This window comes from Marinobacter vulgaris, from assembly GCF_003344045.1.
GTDB lineage: Bacteria > Pseudomonadota > Gammaproteobacteria > Pseudomonadales > Oleiphilaceae > Marinobacter > Marinobacter vulgaris.
The window spans coordinates 57,565-81,308 of record NZ_QFWX01000005.1; the positions used below are offsets into that span (position 1 = coordinate 57,565).

Genomic DNA, 23,744 nt, shown 5'->3' on the forward strand with positions numbered 1-23,744 from the left:
CTTACAATGTGTAACAGAGTTAATGAAAACTGATCAACAAGGAGTAATTCTATGGCTGGCCGGGAAAGCCTGCCTCTGCGTCGTCTTAAACAGTTTCAGCCCCTGAACCGGCTGACGGATGACCAGCTGGTTTTGCTCGCTAGTCGGGCAGAAAGACGAACCCATGGCCCCGGCCAGCGGGTGGTTGAGCGTGGCGTCCGGGATGGCATGGATATTTTTCTTATTGCCGGAAGTGTTGAGCTGGAATCCGTGGACGGTCGCAAGTCCACCATCGATGCGGATACTGACAAGGCCCTTAACCCGATTGCCCGGCTGCAGCCACGCATGTACGACGTAACCGCGATAAGGGCGAGCGAGTTTCTGGTGATTCAGCAGGACATCCTCAATCAGTTGCTGCGGGCTGCGCCAGTGCCACAGGTGGAAATGGATTCCGGTGACGGTCTTGGTGACGATGGCAGCGAAGAGCACCACCTGCTGATGGAATTTTACGCGGAGCTGCGTTCGAACCAGCTGACCCTGCCAAGCGTGCCAGATGTGGCATGGAAAGTACGCCGGACCGTGGACCGTGAGGATTCCACCGCGGACCAGGTGGCCAGTGCTATTTCTGCGGATCCGTCGATGGCGGCCAAGCTGGTTCGCGCCTGTAACAGCCCGTTGTACAGGGGCTTCAGCGATGTCCGAAATGTACGTGAGGCTGTCGTCAGGCTGGGCATGCGGACGACCCGCCAGCTGGTGACCGTGTTCTCCCTGCGGGAAGTCTTCAAGACCAGGCAGCCGTCGCTGCAAAAAGAGATGGATAAGCTCTGGCGACATTCCCGCGAGGTTGCGGCGCTTTGCTGGGTGCTTGCCGACAGTGCCACTGCCACCAACCCCGAGGAGGCTCTGCTCGCCGGGCTGCTGCATGATATCGGGGTGGTCCCGGTACTGGTTCAGGCCGAGCACCATGTCAACCTGTTCGCCGACCAGGCCAATCTCGAACACGCCATGGGCGAGCTACGGGCAGATGTGGGTACCGCAATTCTGGAAAGCTGGTCGTTCCCTGCTAACTTTCTTGAGGCCACCCGCCACGCGGAGGACTGGTCGTACGAATGTCGGGAAACGGCCCCCCAGTTAGTGGATATTGTGATCGTGGCCCAATTGCATGCCATGATCGGTTCCAGCCAGAACGGTAATTTGCCCTCCTTTGACGAGGTGCCTGCTTACCGACGGCTCGGCGAGCTTGAACTCAATGCATCCCGCAGTCTGCAACTGCTGACGGAAGCCCGTGCAAGGGTGGACGAAGTCCATCGCCTGCTTTCAATACACTGAAAATGTGACAGGGTTGTCGGTCTTCCGGAGCTCTCTACTGGTGACAATACCAACAATGAATGTACCTATTTTTCCGTTGAATTCTGTTGTGCTGCCTCGGGGAAGGATCCCCCTCCAGCTGTTCGAGCCAAGATACATCGACATGCTGACACGTTGTCTCAAGGAAGACCGGGGCTTTGTTGTCGTTCTGCTCAGGGAAGGGCTGGAAACCGCCACCGCTGCGGCTTTTTACGACATCGGCACTTACGTGCGTATCATCGACTTCCAGCAGATGGATAATGGCCTTCTGGGCATTACGGTTGAAGGTCAGGGCAAGGTGACCGTGGTCCGCACCTGGCAGCAGCCGGATGGCCTGAATGTGGGCGATGTGGAGTGCCTGCTGGCGGAGAGGGAGTTGCGCGTTCCGGAGCGTTTCACTGAGCTGCCCTCGGTTTTGAAAGCGCTGTTTCGCCATCCGGTTATCCGTGAGTTGGGCATGCATGTGGACTATGACGACGCCCGTGATGTTGGCTGGCGGCTGACGGAGCTTCTTCCCCTGGATAAACAGGAAAAGCAGCGCCTTGTTGAGCTCCAGGATCCACTGGAACGCCTTGAGCGGCTGCTGGGTCTGCTGGAAGCGCTTGAGCAGTATTGACCGTGTGCCTAGCCTGCCACCGATCCATAAAGAACAACCGCCTCCGACCAGTTAGCCGTCACGTACCAGACGATATAGAGTGCCCACGCAATGCCGGCCGCCAGCAATGAGCTGTCTGTCGTCAGTGGAATGTTGTCATAACGGCTGTAGCTGGCCCTGGTCAGCCCTGAAATGGACAGCCCCAGCAAAACCCCCGCGACCACGTCTGTAAACCAGTGGACTCCCAGGTAAAGACGGCTGAGGCCGATCAGAACGATAGGTAGACTGAACGCCAGGTAATACCGCCAGCGCCAGCGAAGCCGGCTTTCCCGGGCAATGAAACTGGCGGCCAGTGACGAAAACACGGTGATTCCGGTGGCATGTCCGCTTGGAAAAGCGCCAGATTCGGGCGGTCCCAGCACCAGTTCCGGCCGCGGGATTGCCGACAGATTCTTCAGCGCCCATACCAGTACCGTCGCCAGCAGAGCGGCACCGGCAACGTGCAGCGCCGCCGCGTAAAAACCACGCATTCCCAGTACCAGTGAAGACAGGGCGGCGGCGGCCAGCAGTACTGGTGGGTCCCCCAGTAGCGTCAGCAGAATCATTACCGGATCCAGTAATGGGCTTCTGAGCTGTGCAAACCATTCCAGCGCCAGGTTGTTGAACGGCGCGAACATCCCTGTGGCCGTTACCAGTTGCCCCAGTATCATGAACAATGCACCGGCACCGAGGGCCAGCGACAGCGAGGGGAGGGGGAACTCGCCTGCCTGGGCGGGCCTCTGGCTGGTATAACGTCGCCAGAAGCGGCGAGTAATGTGGTAACGGGCCATCAGGCCGGCGAGCCCTTGGTATACCCGGCTGCTGTGGCCCAGCCCTAGCTGGAAGCGGAAGAACAGCAGGTAGATAACTACCAGAATGCCCGCGCTGATCCCTATCACTGGATAGAAATGCGCTGGCGGCTCGAAATCACTGGCCACGGCACTACCGAACAGGTAGCCCGGCAGGACGTAGGTCGGCGCCCAGGCAAGCGCGGAGGAGAGATTAAACGCCAGAAATCGCCGCCAGGGCATCAGAAAAGCGCCGGCAACCAGGGGAATGACCGGGCGGATCGGACCGACAAAGCGTCCGATAACCACGCTTTTGCCCCCGTGAAGGCGGAAGAAAACCTCACCTTTTGCGATGAACCCCGGAAAATGGTTGAGCGGCCAAAGCTTGTCCAGTCGGCCCTGGAACAGCCGGCCGAGGGCAAAGCTGATACCGTCGCCGGTCACGGCGCCAGCCCCGGCCCAGAGCATAACTTCCAGGACTGGCATGGCTGTCTGGCCCGCTAGCGCGGACACTGCAAAAATAATAGCCACACCCGGAATCAGGATGCCAGCCAGGGCCAGGGACTCCAGGAATGCGGTAAAGAAGAGGCCGGCCGAGAGCCAGCCAGGATTGGAGCCAAGCCATGCGCTCAGTGCCTGTAGCCACTCCGAACTCATGACTGACGGATCTCTCCCTGGCTATACCAGACAGAGTCTGCCCCACGCCTTCTGGCTTCCTCCAATGCCTGCCGTACCCGTTTGCGCAAGTCGGCGGTACGGGTTTCTGTGGCGGCGCGGGTGGCGCAGCCAAGGCTGACAGTGACCTTGCCCGCCAGGGGCCAGGTCTGCTCTGCGATGGTCCGGCGTATACGTTCGGCAATCACCCTGACGCCTTCCTCCGGTGTGAAGGGCAGAATCAGGAAAAACTCGCCATCCTCGAGCGTGTAAAGGGTATCGCCGGCACGAATGACCCCGAACAGATGCTGGGTGAGATCCCTCAGCAATCGCTGCATACCGGCTTTGCCATGGAGGTCTTCGGCTTCATCCGCGTAGTCGATTGAAAGTGATATCACTGACAGCGAGTGCGACATCTCGATGGCGCGGCTGATTTCCTTCTGCAGGGTTTCGTCAAGGAAGCGGGCGTTGTGGGCGCCGGTGACAGGATCCGTAATGGCCAGGTCTTCGGCAGACTGGGCCATGTGGTCATAATGCCAGATATACAGGGCCACGACAGCTATCAATGCAAACGTCCCGAAGCTGACGGTGACCGTGTAGGTGACCGTCTGGGTGAACAGCAGAAACAGGGTCAGTGCCAGCAGCAACAGCAGGGATAGAATCATTCCCTGGCGTAAGGGCAGGATCAGCAGGTTCAGAACTATCAGGGGCATGACCCAGTGGCTGATTCCGGGCGGATCCAGCGCGTACATTGCCGCAACCAGGCCACTGTTAAGGGCGGCCAGAATGATCAGGTGCCCCGGGGCGGATAGCTGATGACGGCGGCAGATGACGGTGTAGCCGGCGCCGGCAAGGGTCAGTAGTGTCATGCCAGACGCGAGGAAGAACAGCTCGTAGAAGCCGTAACGAAGATTCTGGAAAGCCAGGCTGGCGATGAACAGGCTGGCAAGCGCATAGCCCGCCAGGTGTGTGAAGCTTCTCAGTCGTGTCTCGGTCATTAAGCCGGTCCTCCGCTACCTTCGGTACCTGCCGGCGGTGCCGTGTGGGACCAGGTGCTGTAGGACTGGGCCCGGTTGCCACCCTGTTGCTGGGCCCGCCGAAGGGCATTGGCGGCAGACTGTTGCAGGCTGTCGGCGTCGTCGCCGATGTTCAGCCCCGCGATACCGGCACTGACCGTCAGGTCCAGCTGATGGGATGCCAGCAGTGTGCTCAGCCCCCTGCGGATGGTCTCTGCCAGTGCGGCGGCGTCCGTGGTTGCGATGCCGGGCAGAATGATCAGAAACTGCAGGTCGGCCACGCGGTAATAGGTGTCGAAATCCCGCAGTTGCGAGTGCAGGTAACGGCCAATTCGTGGCAGTATGGAGCGAATGTCGGCATCAGGATCGCTGTCGCTGAGATGGGTGTCCAGACCGATCATGATCACGGACATGTCTGTGCCTTCTCTTTCGCTGCGCTGGATTTCCTTGTGCAGGTCGGCAGAAAGATACTCCCGGCTGGCGGCCTGGGTCAGTTCATCAGTGCGGCGCAGAGGGGCCAGCTGTCGGGACTTGTACTCCCGGAGAAATACCAGTAAACCGGACAGCATTACGGTCAGCAAAAGTGCGCTGATCATCTGGTGACGCTCGGGAATGCCACCGTGTCCCTGAGTGGCGACTACCGCCAGCACGGCAAGCAGCAACGTGGTGGCTGTTGCCCAGGGTACCGGCAATAATGCAAAGCCGATAAGCGGTGCCACATAGAGCCAGTGGATCAGGCTCCAGGGCCCGGTCCACAGGGTGGTGACCAGAAGCAGGATCAGAGCCCCGAACAGCAGGCGATGGAGGGCCGGCCAGGGTTGCCGGACGCGACCGGGGTGAAAACCGTTACTGGTATAGACCAGGCCGGCGCCCACTATTGCCGTAACCGCGGTAAGAAGCTCTCTCTGAATCACCGCAAATACAGCAATGGAGAGCAAGATCAGAAATCCCGCTCTCGACAGGCGGCTTAGCAGGAATTTTTCGGCCATCTGGGCCATGGTATCCGTCCTCTCCCGGGCGTCCGTGTTGTCGAAGCATACAGCAGGTGCCGTTCAATCACCCGCGTAATGACTTTTGTAAGGGCGGTATAATAATCGCTTGGGATGCGTACTTGAAACGGGGAAGGTAGAGTTAGGCCCTGATTCGCACAATCGGTTTAAAAATCCAAAGGCAATCAAAGGTAATCGGATGGATATTGCAGCTTACATGGCTGAAGTGGGGCAGCAGGCACGGGAAGCTGCCACTGCGGTCGCCCGATCGACAACGGCGATTCGCAATCAGGCGTTGCTGGCAACGGCGGAAGCGCTGGATGCGGCAAGGCCCGAGCTGGCCGCAGCAAACACGAAGGACCTGGACAGTGGCCGTAGCAACGGCCTTGATGATGCCATGCTTGACCGGCTGGAGCTGACGCCGGCACGGATCGACACCATGATCGAGGGGCTTCGTCAGGTGGCATCGTTGCCAGACCCTATTGGTGAAATTACCGGCATGACCTACCGCCCTTCCGGTATACAGGTGGGACGCATGCGGGTGCCTTTGGGGGTTATCGGCATTATTTACGAGTCACGGCCCAACGTAACCGTGGAGGCAGCCAGCCTGTGCCTCAAATCCGGTAACGCCACGATTCTGCGGGGCGGCTCCGAGGCCATTCATTCCAATCAGGCTATTGCCGCATGTCTGGCCCGAGGTCTGTCGGAGGCGGGGCTGCCGGCGAACGCTGTGCAGGTCATCAAGACCACCGACCGCGCTGCTGTGGGCGAACTGATCACCATGCCACGGTTTGTCGATGTTATTGTGCCCCGGGGTGGTAAGGGGCTGATCGAGCGAATCAGCCGGGACGCCCGGGTACCGGTGATAAAGCACCTGGACGGTATCTGCCACGTGTATATCGACAGCCATGCCGACCCCGAGAAGGCTCTGGCCGTGGCCGTCAATTCCAAAACCCAGCGTTATGGCACCTGCAACACCATGGAAACGCTGCTCGTGGATCAGGAGATTGCCGCGGATATCCTGTTATTGCTGGCAAAGGCGTTTCGTGAAAAGGGGGTGGAGCTCAGGGGTTGCAACCGAACCCGGGAAATTCTGCCGGATGTGGCCGTTGCCTCGGAGGAGGACTGGGCGACCGAATACCTGGCACCGATTCTTGCGGTCAGGGTTGTCGACGGGCTGGACGGCGCCATCGGGCACATCAATCGTTACAGCTCGCAGCACACGGACAGTATCGTTACGGAGAATTACACCAGGGCGCGCCGGTTTCTCACGGAAGTCGATTCCAGCTCGGTCATGGTCAACGCGTCCACCCGATTCGCTGACGGCTTCGAATACGGCCTGGGTGCGGAAATCGGTATCTCCACGGACAAGATTCACGCCCGGGGCCCTGTCGGCCTTGAAGGTCTGACATCGCAGAAATACGTGGTGTTTGGCGATGGCCATATCCGGACCTGATCCTGCATGCACGTAATTTACGGTGGTACCTTTGATCCGATCCATCACGGCCATTTGCGGTTGGCAGTGGAACTCCGCGAGCGGCTGGGCGTGCCCGAGGTATCACTGATGCCCTGTCATGTGCCTCCGCACCGGGATGTCCCCGGCGCTACCAGTGCGCAACGGGTGGCGTTGCTGGAACTGGCCATTGCCAATGAGCCCGGCCTGACCCTGGATAACCGTGAGCTGGGGCGCAATGGCGCCTCTTACACGGCGGAAACCCTGCGTCAGGTTCGTGCGGAACTGGGCCCTGAGCAACCGCTGACAATGGTTCTGGGCACTGACTCCTTTGCCAGTTTTGACTGCTGGCAGGAGTGGCAGCGCATTCCCGAGCTGGCGCATATTGTGGTGGTGCGAAGACCGGGGCCCGGTCTGGAGTCAGGCAGTGTGCCGGCGCGTCTGCTTGAGGAGCGCGCCGTTGACCGGGTGGAGGCGCTGTACAGCGCTCCCTGTGGCCATATTCTGGAGCTTGATCCGCCCCTGCTGGATATATCGGCGACAGGCATCCGCGAGCGGATCCTTTCCAGCCGCTCGCCCCGCTATCTCCTGCCAGACAGTGTATGGCATGAAATTCGTCGCCTCGGCCTCTACGGAGCGTGACCTGTCGGGAACTTTTAGTGCTACAATCCCGTCTGAATAGGACTTTTCGGGTGGCCGCCTTCGCCGCCGCCCGCCAACAGGGTGATTATGCAGGCAGAGCAACTGAAAGAACTGGTCGTGGGTGCGCTTGAGGACGTCAAGGCGCAGGACGTGAGTATTATTGATGTCAGGGGAAGAACCAGCGTGACCGACTACATGGTGCTGGCTTCCGGAACCTCAAACCGGCACGTGAAGTCCCTGGCCGATTCGGTGCTGTCGGAAGCAAAGGATCAGGGAGTCAGGGCAAGCAACGTAGAAGGCGCCAACGCCAGCGACTGGATTCTGGTCGACCTTGGTGATGTTGTGGTTCACGTCATGATGCCGGCAACCCGGGAGTTTTACGATCTTGAGCGCCTATGGCGCGATGCGCCGGATCTGGGTGTTGCAGGTAGCGAGTAGTCATGCGGTTACGACTGGTCTGTGTAGGGCAGAAAATGCCCGAGTGGGTCAGCCAGGGCTATAACGAGTATGTTCGCCGGATGCCACCAGAACTGCCCATCGAGCTGGTGGAAATCCCCATGGCCCACCGTGGCAAGAATCCGGATATCCCCAGGCTGATGCAGAAAGAATCGGACGCGATCCTCTCTGCATTGGGCTCCCGCGACCTTGTCATTGCCCTGGAAGTTAGTGGGCGTAACTGGTCCACCGAAAAACTCGCCGGCCAGCTTGAAAACTGGCAGCAGGAGGGGCGCGATGTCAGTTTTCTCGTCGGCGGCCCCGATGGTCTTGCCGACGCCTGCCGGGCGAGGGCAGATCAGTTATGGTCGCTTTCGTCTCTGACCCTGCCACATCCGCTAGTGCGTATTCTGCTGGCAGAGCAGTTGTATCGTGCCTGGTCTGTCACCCGCAACCACCCATATCACCGGGCCTAGGAAAACGATATGCCCTGGGGAGAGTTCAAAAACATCGTGGCCGAGCGCCGTCTGTTCCAGCGTCGTACCGTCGTCATGCTGTTGTTGGTGGTGGTAATGCTGGGCCTGCTGGTTGCCAGAATGTATCAGCTGCAGGTTGTTGAACACGATATTTACACCACGCTTTCGGACAAGAACCGTGTCCAGGTGCAGTCGGTAGCGCCCCCCCGGGGGCTGGTCTATGACCGCAATGACGTGCTCCTGGCTGAAAACCGCCCGGTTTTCAGTGTAACACTGGTGCCCGAACGCGTCGGCGATATGGAGCAGACCCTGGCCAAGCTCCAGGGCATTCTGAGCATTTCCGAAGAGGATATGGAGCGATTTGACCGGCGCTTGCTTGAGCCTCGCCGTCCCTTTCAGGAGTTGCCTCTGCGTTACGATCTCAACGAGCAGGAAATTGCCCGCCTGGCGGTTCACCGTCATGAATTGCCCGGCGTGGAGGTTTCCGCAGAGCTTGTACGTTATTACCCCCACAGCGAACTGACCGCCCATGCCCTTGGTTATGTCGGGCGCATCAACCGGCAGGAGCTGCAGCAAATCGATCCGGTCAACTACGCGGGCACGAACTACATCGGCAAGTCCGGTGTAGAGCGGTTTTATGAACAGCTTCTGCACGGGCGTGTCGGCTACCAGCACGTGGAAACAAACGCCCGTGGCCGAACATTGCGCGTGCTTGAGCGGGAGAACCCGGTGCCCGGGGAGGATATCCGCCTGCATATGGATTTACGGTTACAGCGGTTGGCGCACGAACTGCTTGACGGCCGTCGTGGCGCCATCATTGCCGTTGAGCCGTCTACCGGTGGTTTATTGGCGCTGGCAAGTGTTCCCGGCTTTGACGCCAACCTGTTCGTCACCGGTATTGGTGTCGAGGCCTATCGCGAGCTTAGTACAAGCGTCGACAAGCCGCTTTTCAACCGGGCCCTGCGGGGGCAATACCCGCCGGGCTCGACACTCAAACCCATGCTTGCCGTTGCGGCTCTCGACAGCGGTGCCGTCACCCGCGACAAGACCATCTGGGACCCGGGATACTTCCGACTGACTCCTGGCGGGCGACCCTGGCGAGACTGGAAACGGAGCGGTCATGGCTGGGTCGACCTGACCGCCGCCGTGGCTGAATCCTGCGACATCTATTTCTACGAAGCGGCCGTGGCCATGGGCGTTGACACCATGCACCAGTATCTTGCGGAGTTCGGCTTTGGCGAGGACGCGACACTGGATGTTGCCGGGGCCCTGCCTGGACTACTGCCTTCCAGGGACTGGAAGCGCGCGGTCCACAATGAGCCCTGGTATCCGGGAGACTCGGTAAATCTTGGCATCGGGCAGGGGTTCATGTTGGCAACTCCACTGCAACTGGCTACCGCCACTTCGGTTATCGCCAATCGCGGTAATTGGGCCGAGCCAAGATTGCTGAAAGCTGTCCTGGGGGACCGGTCGATTGATGATGTGCTTCCGACCGGAAGCCATCAGTCTATCGAACTTGAGAATCCGGACGATTGGGAGTTTGTTGTGGAGACCATGGCGGAAGTCATGCACGGCAGCAAGGGCACGGCCCGTGGAGCAGCGCGCGGCGCCCCCTATCGTATGGCGGGCAAGACCGGCACAGCCCAGGTTTTCAGCCTGGCCGAGGATGAAGAATACGATGAAGAAGAAATCCGTGAGCGTTTGCGGGATCACGCCCTTTTTGTCGGCTTTGCGCCGGTGGACGACCCGCAGATTGCTGTTGCAGTGATCGTGGAAAATGGCGGGAGTGGCAGCGGAACTGCTGCGCCGGTTGCCCGCGCCATGTTTGATGCCTGGTTGCTGGGCTTTCCCAAGGAGGGTGAAGCCCTGGTAGTCGGTTCTTCAGGGGAGGCTTCCAACTGATGCCAGCCGGAAGCCTGTTGAATCGATCCGCGAGGCACCCATTGTCGGGCCCCCGGGGTATCTGGTCGGCGCTGCATATTGATCCGATACTGCTGCTCTTGCTGCTCGCCCTCATCGCCGGCGGACTGGTGGTGCTTTACAGCGGGGCAGACCGCAACATGGCGGTTGTGAAGGCTCAGGGTGTCCGCATGGGGGTAGCTCTTGTGGTGATGTTCGTCTTCGCCCAGCTTGATCCGGCTGTATTCCGGAGATGGTCACCCTGGCTGTTTGCAGTAGGGGTTGCGTCACTTGTCGCAGTAATACTGGTGGGTGTTGGCGCCAAGGGGGCCCAGCGCTGGCTGGCCATTCCCGGCCTGCCACGCTTCCAGCCCTCGGAGCTGATGAAACTGGTGGTGCCGATGATGGCCGCCTGGTACCTGTCACGCCACTACCTGCCCCCCAGATTTCGCCATGTGGCGGTGGCCTTGCTGATCGCGCTGGTGCCCATGGCGCTGATTATCCTGCAGCCGGATCTCGGAACCTCGCTACTGGTCGGCTCGGCCGGAATTTTCGTGGTGTTTTTCGCCGGTATCAGCTGGCGGCTGATCGGCGCTTTCTTTGGCATGGTATCGGTTGCGGCGCCGCTGATGTGGTTCTTTGTCATGCGCGATTACCAGAAACAGCGTGTGCTGACGCTGCTTGACCCGCAAAGCGATCCGCTCGGTGCTGGCTGGAATATCATCCAGTCCAAGACTGCGATTGGATCCGGCGGCATGGACGGCAAGGGCTGGCTCCAGGGTACTCAATCCCATCTGGAATTTCTTCCGGAGAGCCATACTGACTTTATTGTGGCTGTGCTGGCAGAGGAGTTCGGGTTCGTGGGTATCCTGATTCTTCTTGCGCTCTATCTTCTGATCATCCTGCGTTGTCTGTACATTGCTGCGATAGCCCAGGACTCTTTCAGCCGGCTTTTGGCCGGCGCGCTGACCATGACTTTTTTCATCTATGTTTTTGTCAACGTGGGCATGGTCAGCGGCCTGCTCCCGGTGGTGGGCGTGCCCTTGCCGCTGGTGAGCTATGGTGGAACGTCTGTGGTAACACTGATGGCCGCTTTCGGTGTACTGATGTCGGTCCATACTCACAGGCGGATGATCAGTGCGTGACGTTGCAGCCCGTAACCATGGACAGGGGGTAATGGTTGCCGGGCTTGCCTCCGTGGTAATCTTTGCCGCGTTTTATTGATGAAGTTTCCGGTCGTGCCCGGTCAAGGGGATTCATGAAAGTTGTCAGATATTTGGTCCGTACCGGGTTGGCGCTGGTGTGTCTTGTGCTTCCGTCTCTGGTGATGGCCAGCCAGTATGACAAAACGCCTGAAGGCCGTGAATTTGTTCGCGAAATGGCGGAACGCTATGGCTTTGAAACGGAGCGTGTGTCCGCATTGCTGGCCAGTGCCCAACGCCGTGATTCGATACTGGACTCCATCAGCCGGCCCGCGGAAAAAACCCTGGAGTGGTACGAATACCGCCGGATATTCATGCGCGATGAACGGATTGAACAGGGGGTCGATTTCCTCCGGCAACACCGGGATGCGTTTGAACGGGCGGAAAGCGAGTACGGGGTGCCGGCATCGGTCATTGCAGCGATTATTGGCGTCGAGACCTGGTATGGTACCTACAGGGGCAAGCACCGGGTACTGGATGCCCTTGCTACCCTGGCGTTCGATTATCCGCCCCGAAGCCGTTTTTTCCGCAGTGAACTTGTCCAGTATTTGCTGCTGACCCGAGAGCAGGGCTTTGACCCGCTCGAGCTGACCGGCTCGTACGCAGGGGCGATGGGCTATGGCCAGTTTATTTCCAGCAGTTACCGGCATTATGCCGTCGACTTTGACGGCGACGGGGTGGCCGATATCCTCGCCAACCCGGTGGATGCCATAGGTAGCGTCGCCAACTATTTCAGTGCCCATCACTGGCAGCCTGGCAAGCCTGTGGCGGAGCAAATCGATGCCATCCTGCCAGTTTCCTCGCCGCTGCTGACCAAGGGCCTGAAGCCGGAGCTTACAGTCGATGATTACCGCGAGGTGGGCATAGAGCCGGAGGCCGAGGTGTCAGATAAAGCGGAAGCCAGGGCTATTCGGCTGGCTGGTGAAACCGGCCCGGAACTGTGGCTGACCTATCATAACTTTTACGTGATAACCCGCTACAATCACAGTCATCTCTACGCCATGGCGGTGCATCAGTTGGCGGGTGCGCTGGAAGCCCGGGCAGAACAGGCGGAACAAAAAGACGAGGTAGCTGGCAACTCGTGATCAAATTCCAGATGGTATTGCTTATTATCGGGGTGCTGACCCTCGCAGGATGTGCGTCATCGCCTGAACCGGATCACTCGTCCCGTTACACCCTTTCCCAGGACAGGGCGCCCGCGGGCAGCTTTGACGTTTCCGGGCTTGCTGATGCGAAGCCGCGGTATGAGGAGCCCCGGCGGGCGGGAAACATGTCAACCTATCAGGTCTGGGGCAAGCAGTACCATGTTCTGGACAGTAACGACGGCTACGTGCAGCGGGGCACAGCAAGCTGGTACGGTGAGAAATTCCATGGCCACAAAACCTCCAACGGCGAGGTTTTTGACATGTACGAAATGTCCGCTGCCCACAAGAGTCTGCGGATTCCCGGATACGCCCGGGTTACCAACCTCGACAACGGCCGCTCGGTGGTGGTCAGGGTTAATGACCGCGGTCCGTTCCATGGTGACCGCCTGATTGACCTCTCCTATGCTGCCGCCAAGAAGTTGGGTTACCAGGGCAGGGGCACCGCCAGGGTTGAGGTGGCCGCGATCACGGTCAAACCGGATGGATCAATGACCCTCGCCGGAAGACCCTTTCCCGAGGCCGGGGCGCCGGTTGCGTCCGAGCGACTGGCTGACCAGGGCGGCGGCAACGAATCGCTGTTCGTCCAGCTGGGATCCTTCAGCCAGCGGAATCCGGCCGAGGTGCTGCTGGACCGCGCCCGGCGGGCCGTTGAAAACCCCATGCGGGTGAGGGAAGTTGAAACGGCATCCGGCCGCTTCCATCGCGTGCAGGTGGGTCCGTTCAGGGATGAGAACGAAGCTCTCAGAGCCCAGAGTCTGCTTGAAAACCACGGATTCGGTCAGTCAATATTGCTGACCGATACACACTGAACCAGTCACCCACTAGATATTGAATGGACCCATGGCAATAAATAACGTATTCCGCGTCTGTATCGCTGTTTTCATGTTGGCCCTGATGGCGGCAACGCCAGCTGCGGCACAGTCGGTGCTGATCCCGTCGCCGCCCCAGATCGCGGCCAGTTCCTACATTCTGATGGATCCCCTGTCCGGTCGGATCATTATGGAGGAAAACAGCCAGGAGCGCCTGCCTCCGGCGAGTCTGACCAAGATGATGACAGCCTACATCGTTGAGCGGGAACTGGACGAAGGCCGGATAGCCATGTCCGACATGGTACCTATCAGTGTCAACGCCTGGCGCACCGGAGGCTCCCGCACCTTTGTCCAGGAAGGTACCCAGGTGGCGGTGGAGGACCTGCTGAAGGGCGTTATTATCCAGTCAGGAAATGATGCCTCTGTGGCCCTGGCAGAGTTTGTTGCCGGCAGCGAAGATGCCTTTGTGGATATCATGAACCAGCAGGCCGAAATACTGGGCATGAACAGCACCAGCTTCTCGAATGCCACCGGCCTGCCGGCTCAGGACCAGTTCTCAACGGCCTACGACCTGGCATTGCTGGCCAAGGCAATCATCAATGATTATCCCGAGAACTATCCGCTTTATGCGGAAAAGCATTTCACCTTCAATAATATTCGCCAGCCCAACCGCAACAGCCTGTTGTGGCGGGATGACAGTGTTGACGGCCTGAAGACCGGTCATACCCAGGAGGCCGGTTACTGCCTGGTGGCATCCGCCAAGCGCAATGACACCCGAATGATTGCAGTCGTCATGGGCTCTGACAGCCCGGCTGCCCGGGCCCAGGAAGTCCAGAAAATGCTTAACTATGGCTTCCGCTACTACCAGACAGAGCGCCTGTTCCGTAATGGCCAGGAGCTATTGGAAGCGCAGATCTGGGGCGGCGAGAGCAACACCCTGTCGGTTGGCGTGATGGAAGATATTCATGTAACGATCCCCAGAGGCTCCCGGGAGTCACTGGACTCAACGGTAGAGCTGGACTCCGTTATCAAGGCGCCTGTATCGCAGGGAGACGAGCTTGGTCGAGTGACTGTGAAACTGGATGATGAGGTCATGGTGGACCAGCCGGTACTTGCTCTCAGTGACGTGCCCGAAGGCGGATTTTTCAAACGTATCTGGGACGCCATCAAGCTATTCTTTGTTCAGTTGTTCGAGTGAGGGCCGGTGCGCCCGGGAGAGATCCGCAATGAGTGAGCCAAAAGCACCCAAGATCGAGTTTCCCTGTGACTATGTCATCAAGGTCATCGGGGATTCAGCCCCGGATTTTGTGCGGTTTGTGGTGGAAGTGGTAGAGCAGCACGCGCCCGGGCTCTCTGAAAAGGACGTGTTTGTCCGGGAAAGCAGCGGAGGGCGTTTCTCCTCTATCAACCTGACAATCGTCGCCACTGGCGAGCCGCAGCTCAAGGCCCTGTTTGAAGAGCTCAAGGCCAGCGGCCGGGTTCACATGGTGCTTTAACCAGGTGGATGAGCTGATCGTTCGCACATTGGGTGAGCAACCCTACCTGGAAACCTGGCAAGCGATGAAAACCTTCACCGCCAACCGGGATGCCTCGACGCCGGACGAAATCTGGTTGCTTGAGCACCCCCGGGTCTATACTCAGGGCCAGGCGGGCAAGGCCGAACATATCCTTGCGCCGGGTGATATCCCGGTGATTCAGGTTGATCGTGGTGGCCAGGTGACGTATCACGGCCCAGGGCAGCTGGTGGTGTACCTGATGGTGGATCTGACCAGGCGCGGGCTTGGTGTTCGCACACTGGTGGATGTGATCGAGCGCTCCATTGTCCAGACCCTGGCGACATTCGGGATCACTGCCTCGCCACGGCCTGATGCGCCGGGTGTCTATGTTGAAGAGGCGAAAATTGCCTCCCTTGGACTGCGGGTGAAACGGGGTTGCTCCTTTCACGGCCTGGCACTGAACGTGTCCATGGATATGGAACCGTTTCGTCGAATCAATCCCTGCGGCTACACGGGTATGGCCATGTGCCAGGTCAGTGATTTTGTGCCCGGGGTGGACATCAGTGAGGTTACGAACCTGCTCTCCGGTGAGCTCGCCGCGATCCTGGCCCACAGTAACGTTCGCGAAATCGCTCAGCGGTGACGGCGCCTCGGTTAGGTTTAAGCGCCAAAGTGTCCGTATAATAATGATGTTGAAGGCTGATAACGCCAACACTTACTGAACCGAGCAGGTTTTTGATGGCACCCAGACCGAAGAACACCTCCGTAGCACGTATCAAGACCGGAAGTTTCGAGCGCAGGCTCACGCTGACCAGGGCAGGGCTGTATGCCGGCACCCGCATGGCTTCGCACATGGCTACCAACTGGTTTGGCAGCAAGGACAAGCGGGATGCCAGACATCGCAAGATGCTGTCGAGCCAGGCCGAGTTCCTGGTCGACGAGCTGGGAAAGCTGAAAGGCAGTGTGGTCAAGATCGGTCAGGTGATGGCGCTATACGGCGAGCATTTTCTGCCGGAAGAGGTGACCGAAGCACTACATACCCTGGAAGACCAGACCACCTGGCTGGAATGGTCGTCCATTGAACGTGTGCTGAAAGACGAGCTGGGTGCCCAGCGCCTGGCGGAACTGGAAGTGGACCCTGACCCGATCGGTGCCGCTTCCCTGGGTCAGGTCCATCGGGCCCGCCGCCGCAGTGACGGGCTTGAGCTGGTGCTTAAAGTTCAGTACCCGGGTGTTGATGAAGCCGTCGACAGTGACCTGAACTCGGTAGCCCAGCTGCTCAGGGTTGCGCGCCTGGTGTCGTTTGGCCCGGAATTCAACGACTGGCTGGAAGAAGTCCGGGATATGATGCACCGGGAGGTGGACTATCGCCTGGAAGCCCGCACCACGGAAAAATTTCGCCAGATGCTGTTGAACGATCCCCGTTTCGTGGTGCCAAGAGTTCTGGAAGAATACTGCACGGCCCATGTTATCGCTTCCACCTACGAGCATGGGCACTCCGTCAGTTCTGTTGCGGTCAGGGAACTGTCTCTGGAGCGCCGCAGCGACCTTGGCCGGGCGGCACTGGAGTTGTTTTTCCGGGAACTGTTTGTCTGGGGTGAAATCCAGACCGACCCCAACTTTGGCAATTATCGTATCCGCATTGCCGGGGAAAGCGGTGCCGACAGCCAGCATGACCAGATCGTATTACTGGATTTCGGTGCCGTCCAATCCTATTCGGCCAAGTTCCTCGATCCGGTTATCCAGATGATCCGGGCCTCCTACGAGGGTGACCTGGAGGCAGTGATCGATGGGGGTGTGAAACTCCGCTTCATGAGTGAGGACTGGCCGGCAGACGTGCTGGAGAAATTTGGCGCGGTCTGCATGTCGGTGCTGGAGCCCCTGTCGCGGGACCGGAGCAGTTGGCCGGATTACGCCGTCAACGACAAGGGCGAATACCGCTGGAAACAGAGCGACCTGCCCTCCCGGGTGGCGCGCCAGGCGGCAAGATCCGCCATAAGCCGTTACTTCAAGGTTCCGCCGAAAGAGTTTGTCTTTCTCAACCGGAAGCTGATTGGTGTTTACACCTTCATTGCGGTGCTCAACGCCGAATTTAATGGCGAGGACATGCTGCGGAAATATCTTTACGGCGACCCGGGAACACCGGACGCCTCCAGTACAAACCATATCACCAGGGCGTAGCGGATTCCCTTGCCAATACCCACCAGCACCACGAAATTGAACCATGGCACGCGCATGATGCCGCCCACGAGGGTAAGCGGGTCGCCGGCTATCGGCAACCAGCCGAACAGCAGCGACCACTGCCCGTAACGGTTGAAGCGGGTTCTGGCTCTCTCGAGCTGATTCTCGGTCACGGGAAACCAGCGCTTATGCTTAAAGCGATCCACCTGCCGGCCGATAACCCCATTAACGACTGACCCCAGAGTATTCCCGGCGGTGGCCCAGAACCAGATCCACCAGAGCGAATACCCCTGTGTAACCATGCCGCCGAGCAGTATTTCCGAGTATGCCGGCAGCAGTGTTGCGGCGGCCATGGCGGTCATGAACAGGGTCAGATAGGCCAAGGTTGGCTCCTCTCAATAAAGGCCGTCAGTCCCGGATGGTAGCAGGGCCCACAAGGCGCCGCGCCGATAATGAACTCCAGCATCAAGACAGGTTGTGGTACCAATGAAAAAGCTGTCACTTCGTTTCAAGCTCTATGCCCTTGTGATTTCTCTGCTGCTTGTTATGGGCATCAGTATTGTCGTGACGGCGCAGCTGTCCTTGGGGCAAATGGAGCAGAGGATCACCTCCGAAACCCGTGAAACCGTCCAGGATATGGCCGTCGAGCGCCTTAGTGCAACGGCCGGCAAGTATGGCGAGCTGGTCAGCGGCATGTTTGCCACAGCCTACCGGACGCCGGAAGTGGTCCGCAATGTGATCCGTCGGAATATCGAGGCCGACAGCTCCGGGCGTATCAGCCGTATTGATCTTCAGGAAACGATCGGGGCGATCCTGGAAGAACAGAATAGCCTCAGCTCCATCTACGCCCAGTTCGAGCCCGATGCCTACGACGGCCAGGACCGCTACTTTACCGGGGGTGTGGAAGAGCACAGCAGTGATGAAGGCACCCTGGAGATCTATTACTATCGCACGCCGCAAGGGAATGTGACTTTCAGTCGCACGGAAGATCCCTCAGTGAAGTACCTGAGTACCCGTAACGAATTCGGCATTCGCGAAGCGGAATGGTACCTGTGTTCCCGGGACACCCGAAAACCCTGCATTATGGAGCCCTACGAATATGAGATCGAGGAGGGTTACTCGGAGCTGATGACCAGTCTCGTGGTGCCGATCCTCAGGGATAACGAGTTTGCCGGTGTGACGGGGGTTGATATCAACCTGTCCACACTGCAGAAAACAGTGCAGAGCGTCAGCCGTGAGCTTTACGATGGTGAGTCCAGGGTTACCCTGCTCAGCAGCAATGGCCTGATTGCCGCCTCCAGCCACTATGATAATCACCTGGGCCGGCCTTTGGCGGAAGCGCTTCCGGAGCAGGCCGGTGAATACGCGTCTCTGCACCGTGGCGAAGGCACCTTCGACAATGGAGAAACCCTGGCGGTATCCTATCCTATCGGAATTTCCCTGGCGGATACTGAATGGTCGCTGCTGATCGAGCTGCCCCGGACGACGGCCCTGGCAGATGTCGCCGAGATTACCGGGCTGCTGTCCAGTGAGGTCAACGCCACGGCAGGGCGGCAGACCATGGTGGGTGTTCTGGTGTCGGTCCTCGCGATTCTGGTTCTGGTGCTATTGGTGCGCTCGGTTACCAGGCCGCTCAACGAAATCCGCGATCGCATGAAAAACCTGGCCAGTGCCGATGGAGATCTTACCAATGAGCTGGACATTGATACCCATGCCGAACTGATTGAGCTGACCGGTGGGTTTAACAGGTTCCTGGGCAGGCTGCGGGAAATGATCAACGACCTGAAACAGGTCAATGGCAAAGTTGGTCAGCAGGCGGCCGATGTGGGCATGATTGCCAGGGATACGGATGATCAGACCGAGCGCCAGCACGAGGACATTGAAAGTGTTGTCACCGCCATGAACGAGATGTCGGCGGCTGCCGGTGAAGTGGCCGGATTCGCGGGAGAGGCGGCCGAAAACGCGCAGATGGCCCAGGATGGCGTGCGCTTTACCCAGGACACGCTGACCTCAGCCCTGGATGGCGTCAGCGCCCTTGCCGGCGATATGGACGAGGCCAGCACCGCTATCAGCCATGTGGCCACCCGTAGCGAGGAAATCAATCGCATCATCGAGGTTATCCGGGGCATTGCGGAACAGACCAATCTGCTTGCGCTGAATGCGGCCATCGAGGCGGCCCGGGCAGGTGAACAGGGTCGCGGTTTCGCTGTGGTGGCGGATGAGGTGCGAACACTTGCTTCCCGCACCCGCGAGTCGACGGATGAAATCAGTCAGATGATCGATGGTCTGCAAAGTGATGTGAGCGGAGCCGTTACCATTATTCAGAGTGGGGTTGAGCGCGCTACCCGGGCGGTGGAGGGTACCCGAGAGGCAGACCATTCCCTGGCTTCGGTGGTAGAGCGTATTGCAACCATCGTAGAGCACGTGACCCACGTGGCGACGGCGGCAGAGGAGCAGAGCTCCGTCAGCGAGGAAATCAACCGGAACCTCACTCGCATTGGTGATGCCGCGAATGATCTGCGGGCGCTCGCGCAACGGGTGAGTGGCAGCGGGCGTTCTCTGGATGAGCAGGTACAGGCACTGGAGTCAGAGCTGAGCCGCCTTAAAACCTGACCTGCATCGTCTCTTACTATCGCTACCATTCAGCCCATCAATTTTATTTCTCGGCAAACGTGCGATCATAATGCCGTGTGTTCGGGGCTGTGAAGGCCCGCCTATTTTCCGGACCAGGAGTTGAATTATGGAGCAAGTCACTATTTTTGGCCGCGCTTCCTGTGGTTTCTGCACGCGTGCAAGGCAGTTGTGCGAGATCAACGATCTGCCATACCGTTATGTCGATATTGTCGAAGAGGGCATCAGCAAAGAGGACCTGTCGAACACCATTGGCAAGCCGGTACACACGGTTCCGCAGATATTTGTGGGTCAGGAGCATGTCGGCGGATTCGACCACTTTTCCGAATACCTGCAGCGGGCCGGTAGCACAACCAACTGAAACCGAGTATGAATCCTCAAAAAAGGCGCCAGACGGAAAGCCGTCTGGCGCCTTTTGGTCCGAGGGGCCACTCAGATCTTGAACTCGGCTTTCAGTTTCTTCTCTACCAGCTGGTTTTTCAGTTTCGCCACGCGGGGTAAACCGTCATCAAACGGCGGGAAACTCTCGCCGTAAATCAGTGGCTCGAGGTAGTCGCGGCAATCCTGGGTGATGCCGTAGCCATCATCGGTAATGTAATGGATTGGCATTTTCTTTTCCTGGTTGGCGACCTCGCTCAGCGGGGCTTCGCCGATGTGCCAGCGATACGGACGTGACTGCTCGCGCACGATCGTGGGCATCAATGCCTGCTTGCCGGCCAGGGCCATTTCCACCGCCACTTTGCCAACGGCGTAGGCTTGTTCAACATCCGTGGCAGAGGCAATATGGCGGGCACTGCGCTGGAGATAATCCGCAACCGCCCAGTGGTACTTGTGGCCCAGGGCCTGGCGCACCATGTTGGCCAGTGCTGGGGCTACGCCACCAAGCTGGGTATGGCCGAACGCATCCTTGGCACCGGCATCGGCGAGGAAACGCCCGTCCTCATACTGGGCGCCTTCAGACGCGACAACCACACAGTAGCCATACTCTCTGACGCAGAAATCCACCCGCTCAAGAAACCGCTCCCGCTCGAAGGGTACTTCCGGGAACAGAATGATGTGCGGCGGTTCGCCTTCGCCCTTGCCGGCAAGGCCGCCAGATGCGGCAATCCAGCCCGCGTGGCGCCCCATGACCTCCAGGATGAACACCTTTGTAGAGGTCTCGCACATGGAGCGGATGTCCAGGCTGGCCTCCAGGGTAGAGGTGGCAATGTACTTGGCTACCGAGCCGAAGCCGGGGCAGCAATCGGTGAAAGGCAGGTCATTATCCACTGTTTTGGGGACGCCGATGCAGGTGATCGGATAGCCCATCTTCTCGGCGAGCTGCGATACCTTGTAGGCGGTATCCTGGGAATCACCGCCACCGTTGTAGAAAAAATAGCCGATATCGTGGGCACGGAAGACTTCGATCAGGCGCTCGTACTCACGCCTGTTCTCTGAGAAATTCTTGAGCTTGTGGCGGCAGGACCCGAACGCGCCGCCCGGCGTGTGGATCAATGCCTGGATATCGTCGTCACTTTCCAGGCTGGTATCGATCAGCTCCTCTTTCAGGGCACCGATAATACCGTTACGCCCGGCGAAAACCTTGCCGATCTGGTCCGGGTGCTTGCGAGCAGTCTGAATGACTCCGCAGGCACTGGCGTTTATGACGGCGGTCACACCGCCTGACTGAGCGTAGAATGCATTTCTGATGGCCATTTCGGGCTGGTGCCTCCTGCAGTTTCATCGAGTGCGCAGATGATACGTCAATCGATGGTTTTTTTCATGACATCAAACGTCGTAAGCAATCCTTGACGACCCGCAGTCTATACGTGACGCTTTGCAGGTTTCATCCAAGAGGTCGATAACCGAATGCATATTCATATCCTGGGAATCTGTGGCACCTTCATGGGCAGCCTGGCCGTGTTGGCAAGGGAGCTGGGGCACACTGTGAGCGGCTCCGATCAGGGTGTATATCCGCCCATGAGCACGCAGCTGGAAGCCCAGGGCATCGGACTGATGGAGGGTTACCATGCCGACAATCTCAGGCCCCGGCCAGACCTTGTGCTGATTGGTAACGCCATGTCCCGGGGAAACCCGGAGGTGGAAGCGGTCCTCAACCTGAATATCGACTACATGTCCGGGCCGGAATGGCTGGCGCGGGAAGTGCTGCGTCATCGCTGGGTGCTGGCGGTTGCCGGCACCCATGGCAAAACCACCACTACCGCGATGCTACTGTGGATTCTGGAACAGGCGGGTTTCGAGGCCGGCTACCTGGTGGGCGGTGTGCCCAACGACTTCCCGGTATCCGCCAGGCTTGGCAACAGTGACTTTTTTGTGATCGAGGCGGATGAGTACGACAGCGCCTTCTTCGACAAGCGCTCCAAGTTTGTTCACTACCGGCCCCACACCCTGATTCTCAACAATCTGGAATTCGATCACGCCGACATCTTCGATAGCGTCGAGGCCATTGAGCGCCAGTTCCACCATCTTGTCAGAACGGTTCCATCCCGAGGGCTGATCGTGCGTCCGGCCCTGGATGCTCATCTCGACAGGGCGCTGGACCTGGGTTGCTGGACCCGTGTTCAGGCAACATCGGTAGGCAGTGAAGTGCCCTACATGGCGGACTGGCGGGCGGAGTTACTGGCAGACGATGGCAGCCGGTTCATGGTGGTTCACCACGAACAGCCGGTCGCTGCGGTCAAATGGTCCCAGACCGGTCTCCACAATGTCCGGAACGCCCTGGCAGCCATAGCCGCTGCCCGGCATGTGGGGGTGACGCCGGACCATGCAGTCGCAGCACTGTGCCGGTTTTCCGGGGTCAAGCGCCGGATGGAGCTGCTGGCGGACATTGGCGGCGTGCATGTCTACGATGACTTCGCACATCACCCGACTGCCATCACCACCACTCTGGAAGGATTGCGCCACAAGGTCGGGGGGGAAACCATTCTCGCCCTGATTGAACCCCGTTCCAATACCATGCAGCAGGGGGTGCACCAGCAGACCCTGCTGCCCAGCGCGGCGGCAGCCGACCGGGTATTCTGGGCCAATCTCAACCAGATGGAATGGCTGCCGGCACTGATTGAAGGTCATAACGCCACTGCGGAGGCGCCGGATCGTCATTCAGTCAAGTCAACTGTGGAGGCATTGATCGAGGGGGTTCTGGAACAGGTCTCCGGTCCCTGTCATATTGTCATTATGAGTAATGGCGGGTTTGGTGGTATTCATCAGAAGCTGATTGCGGAACTTGAGCGTAAAACCGGCTGACAGAACTCTTGCCTCCTAACCGACCAGGAAACATCAGCATGACAGCAACATCAGACAACCAGCGGGTGATCAACCTGGCTTTCACCGGCGCATCCGGGGCCCAGTATGGTCTGCGCCTGTTGCAGTGCCTGGTGGCAGCGGATTGCCGGGTGCATGTGATGATCAGCAAGGCGGCGCAGATAGTGATTGCCACGGAAACGGAGCTGAAGCTGCCGGGTAATACCCCGGCCATGCAGGAAGTGCTGGCCGTCTACGCAGACGCCAGGCCGGGGCAGGTGCTGGTATTCGGGCGGGAGGACTGGTTCTCTCCGCCGGCATCCGGCTCCGGTGAGAAAGCACCGCTGGTTATCTGCCCCTGCAGCACGGGTACCCTCTCCGCGCTGGCCACCGGTGCCAGTAATAATCTGATCGAGCGTGCCGGGGATGTGGCGCTGAAAGAGCGGCGGCAGCTGATTCTGGTGCCCCGTGAAGCACCCTTTTCCGAAGTGCACCTGGAAAACATGCTGCGGCTGACCCGCATGGGTGCCGTTATCATGCCGGCGAGCCCCGGCTTCTATCATCATCCGCAATCTGTCGGAGACCTGGTGGACTTCATCGTCGCCCGCCTGCTTGATCACCTGGGCCTGCCTCAGGATCTGATGCCACGGTGGGGGGAGGAGCGGCTCAGGGCAAAGCAGTCCGACTGACGGCCAGCGATGGTTTTGGTCAGCCCGATTGATGTTTTT

23 protein-coding genes are annotated in these 23,744 nt (G+C 59.0%); 18 read left to right on the forward strand and 5 right to left on the reverse strand.

Going from position 1 to position 23,744, the window contains the following annotated elements; all coding sequences use genetic code 11:
• The first annotated feature begins 51 nt into the window (after nt 1-51).
• Both DIT71_RS11620 and DIT71_RS11625 read left to right on the forward strand, forming a co-directional pair.
• Nucleotides 52-1,308 (forward strand): HDOD domain-containing protein, encoded by a 1,257-nt coding sequence (locus tag DIT71_RS11620; protein WP_114613397.1) that lies wholly within the window; start codon nt 52-54, stop codon nt 1,306-1,308.
• A gap of 55 nt (nt 1,309-1,363) precedes the next feature.
• Nucleotides 1,364-1,942 carry an LON peptidase substrate-binding domain-containing protein gene (locus tag DIT71_RS11625; protein WP_114613398.1) on the forward strand — a complete coding sequence of 193 codons (579 nt, stop codon included), beginning with the start codon at nt 1,364-1,366 and terminating at the stop codon, nt 1,940-1,942.
• Nucleotides 1,943-1,950: 8 nt separating this feature from the next.
• Here the strand turns inward: DIT71_RS11625 and DIT71_RS11630 are convergent, their stop codons facing one another.
• Genes DIT71_RS11630 through DIT71_RS11640 form a run of 3 tightly spaced genes read right to left on the reverse strand, consistent with a single transcriptional unit; the run spans nt 1,951 to nt 5,416 of the window.
• On the reverse strand, nt 1,951-3,405 hold the full coding sequence (locus tag DIT71_RS11630; RefSeq protein ID WP_114613399.1) for a bifunctional DedA family/phosphatase PAP2 family protein: 1,455 nt from the start codon (nt 3,403-3,405) through the stop codon (nt 1,951-1,953).
• Nucleotides 3,402-4,400 (reverse strand): GGDEF domain-containing protein, encoded by a 999-nt coding sequence (locus tag DIT71_RS11635; RefSeq protein ID WP_114613400.1) that lies wholly within the window; start codon nt 4,398-4,400, stop codon nt 3,402-3,404. Before DIT71_RS11635 ends, DIT71_RS11630 begins: the two co-directional genes overlap by 4 nt.
• Complete coding sequence (locus DIT71_RS11640; RefSeq protein ID WP_114613401.1) at nt 4,400-5,416, reverse strand: GGDEF domain-containing protein; 1,017 nt, start codon at nt 5,414-5,416, stop codon at nt 4,400-4,402. Before DIT71_RS11640 ends, DIT71_RS11635 begins: the two co-directional genes overlap by 1 nt.
• 190 nt (nt 5,417-5,606) lie before the next feature.
• Between DIT71_RS11640 and DIT71_RS11645 the strand changes: the two genes are divergently transcribed.
• The 12 genes from DIT71_RS11645 (at nt 5,607) to DIT71_RS11700 (ending at nt 17,145) form a co-directional block, all read left to right on the forward strand.
• Nucleotides 5,607-6,863, forward strand: a complete 1,257-nt coding sequence (locus DIT71_RS11645; RefSeq protein ID WP_114613402.1) for a glutamate-5-semialdehyde dehydrogenase — start codon at nt 5,607-5,609, stop codon at nt 6,861-6,863.
• 6 nt (nt 6,864-6,869) lie between these two features.
• Complete coding sequence (gene nadD / locus DIT71_RS11650; RefSeq protein WP_114613403.1) at nt 6,870-7,502, forward strand: nicotinate-nucleotide adenylyltransferase; 633 nt, start codon at nt 6,870-6,872, stop codon at nt 7,500-7,502.
• 87 nt (nt 7,503-7,589) lie between these two features.
• The gene (gene rsfS / locus DIT71_RS11655; protein WP_114613404.1) at nt 7,590-7,940 is read left to right on the forward strand and encodes a ribosome silencing factor; all 351 of its coding nucleotides are present in this window, start codon (nt 7,590-7,592) and stop codon (nt 7,938-7,940) included.
• Between the two features lie 2 nt (nt 7,941-7,942).
• On the forward strand, nt 7,943-8,413 hold the full coding sequence (rlmH, locus tag DIT71_RS11660) for a 23S rRNA (pseudouridine(1915)-N(3))-methyltransferase RlmH (RefSeq protein WP_114613405.1): 471 nt from the start codon (nt 7,943-7,945) through the stop codon (nt 8,411-8,413).
• 9 nt (nt 8,414-8,422) lie between these two features.
• A complete protein-coding gene (mrdA, locus tag DIT71_RS11665; protein ID WP_114613406.1) occupies nt 8,423-10,315 on the forward strand; it encodes a penicillin-binding protein 2 in 1,893 nt (630 codons plus the stop codon).
• Nucleotides 10,315-11,457 carry a rod shape-determining protein RodA gene (rodA, locus tag DIT71_RS11670; RefSeq protein ID WP_114613407.1) on the forward strand — a complete coding sequence of 381 codons (1,143 nt, stop codon included), beginning with the start codon at nt 10,315-10,317 and terminating at the stop codon, nt 11,455-11,457. Before mrdA ends, rodA begins: the two co-directional genes overlap by 1 nt.
• A 113-nt stretch (nt 11,458-11,570) precedes the next feature.
• Entirely contained in the window at nt 11,571-12,599 is a 1,029-nt protein-coding gene (gene mltB / locus DIT71_RS11675) for a lytic murein transglycosylase B (protein ID WP_114613408.1), read from the forward strand.
• Nucleotides 12,600-12,610: 11 nt separating this feature from the next.
• Nucleotides 12,611-13,468 (forward strand): septal ring lytic transglycosylase RlpA family protein, encoded by an 858-nt coding sequence (locus DIT71_RS18410; RefSeq protein WP_114613703.1) that lies wholly within the window; start codon nt 12,611-12,613, stop codon nt 13,466-13,468.
• A gap of 31 nt (nt 13,469-13,499) precedes the next feature.
• Nucleotides 13,500-14,666 (forward strand): D-alanyl-D-alanine carboxypeptidase family protein, encoded by a 1,167-nt coding sequence (locus tag DIT71_RS11685; protein WP_114613409.1) that lies wholly within the window; start codon nt 13,500-13,502, stop codon nt 14,664-14,666.
• 28 nt (nt 14,667-14,694) lie between these two features.
• Nucleotides 14,695-14,964, forward strand: coding sequence for an HP0495 family protein (locus tag DIT71_RS11690; RefSeq protein ID WP_114613410.1), 270 nt, complete (start codon nt 14,695-14,697; stop codon nt 14,962-14,964).
• 4 nt (nt 14,965-14,968) lie between these two features.
• Nucleotides 14,969-15,607, forward strand: a complete 639-nt coding sequence (gene lipB, locus DIT71_RS11695) for a lipoyl(octanoyl) transferase LipB (RefSeq protein ID WP_114613411.1) — start codon at nt 14,969-14,971, stop codon at nt 15,605-15,607.
• Nucleotides 15,608-15,702: 95 nt separating this feature from the next.
• A complete protein-coding gene (locus DIT71_RS11700; RefSeq protein ID WP_114613412.1) occupies nt 15,703-17,145 on the forward strand; it encodes an ABC1 kinase family protein in 1,443 nt (480 codons plus the stop codon).
• Here DIT71_RS11700 and DIT71_RS11705 read toward each other — a convergent pair.
• Nucleotides 17,088-17,528 (reverse strand): YqaA family protein, encoded by a 441-nt coding sequence (locus DIT71_RS11705; protein WP_114613413.1) that lies wholly within the window; start codon nt 17,526-17,528, stop codon nt 17,088-17,090. The two genes, DIT71_RS11700 and DIT71_RS11705, sit on opposite strands and share 58 nt — an antisense overlap.
• 103 nt (nt 17,529-17,631) lie before the next feature.
• Between DIT71_RS11705 and DIT71_RS11710 the strand changes: the two genes are divergently transcribed.
• Together DIT71_RS11710 and DIT71_RS11715 are read left to right on the forward strand one after the other, a co-directional pair.
• Nucleotides 17,632-19,758, forward strand: coding sequence for a methyl-accepting chemotaxis protein (locus tag DIT71_RS11710; RefSeq protein ID WP_114613414.1), 2,127 nt, complete (start codon nt 17,632-17,634; stop codon nt 19,756-19,758).
• 127 nt (nt 19,759-19,885) lie between these two features.
• Nucleotides 19,886-20,137 (forward strand): GrxA family glutaredoxin, encoded by a 252-nt coding sequence (locus DIT71_RS11715; protein ID WP_114613415.1) that lies wholly within the window; start codon nt 19,886-19,888, stop codon nt 20,135-20,137.
• A gap of 71 nt (nt 20,138-20,208) precedes the next feature.
• Here the strand turns inward: DIT71_RS11715 and DIT71_RS11720 are convergent, their stop codons facing one another.
• Entirely contained in the window at nt 20,209-21,471 is a 1,263-nt protein-coding gene (locus tag DIT71_RS11720; protein ID WP_114613416.1) for a 6-phosphofructokinase, read from the reverse strand.
• 153 nt (nt 21,472-21,624) lie between these two features.
• Here DIT71_RS11720 and mpl point away from each other — a divergent pair, with 153 nt between their 5' ends.
• Nucleotides 21,625-23,019, forward strand: a complete 1,395-nt coding sequence (gene mpl / locus DIT71_RS11725) for a UDP-N-acetylmuramate:L-alanyl-gamma-D-glutamyl-meso-diaminopimelate ligase (RefSeq protein ID WP_114613417.1) — start codon at nt 21,625-21,627, stop codon at nt 23,017-23,019.
• A 38-nt stretch (nt 23,020-23,057) separates the two neighbouring features.
• Nucleotides 23,058-23,705, forward strand: coding sequence for a flavin prenyltransferase UbiX (locus DIT71_RS11730; RefSeq protein WP_114613418.1), 648 nt, complete (start codon nt 23,058-23,060; stop codon nt 23,703-23,705).
• The last annotated feature ends 39 nt before the right edge of the window (nt 23,706-23,744 follow it).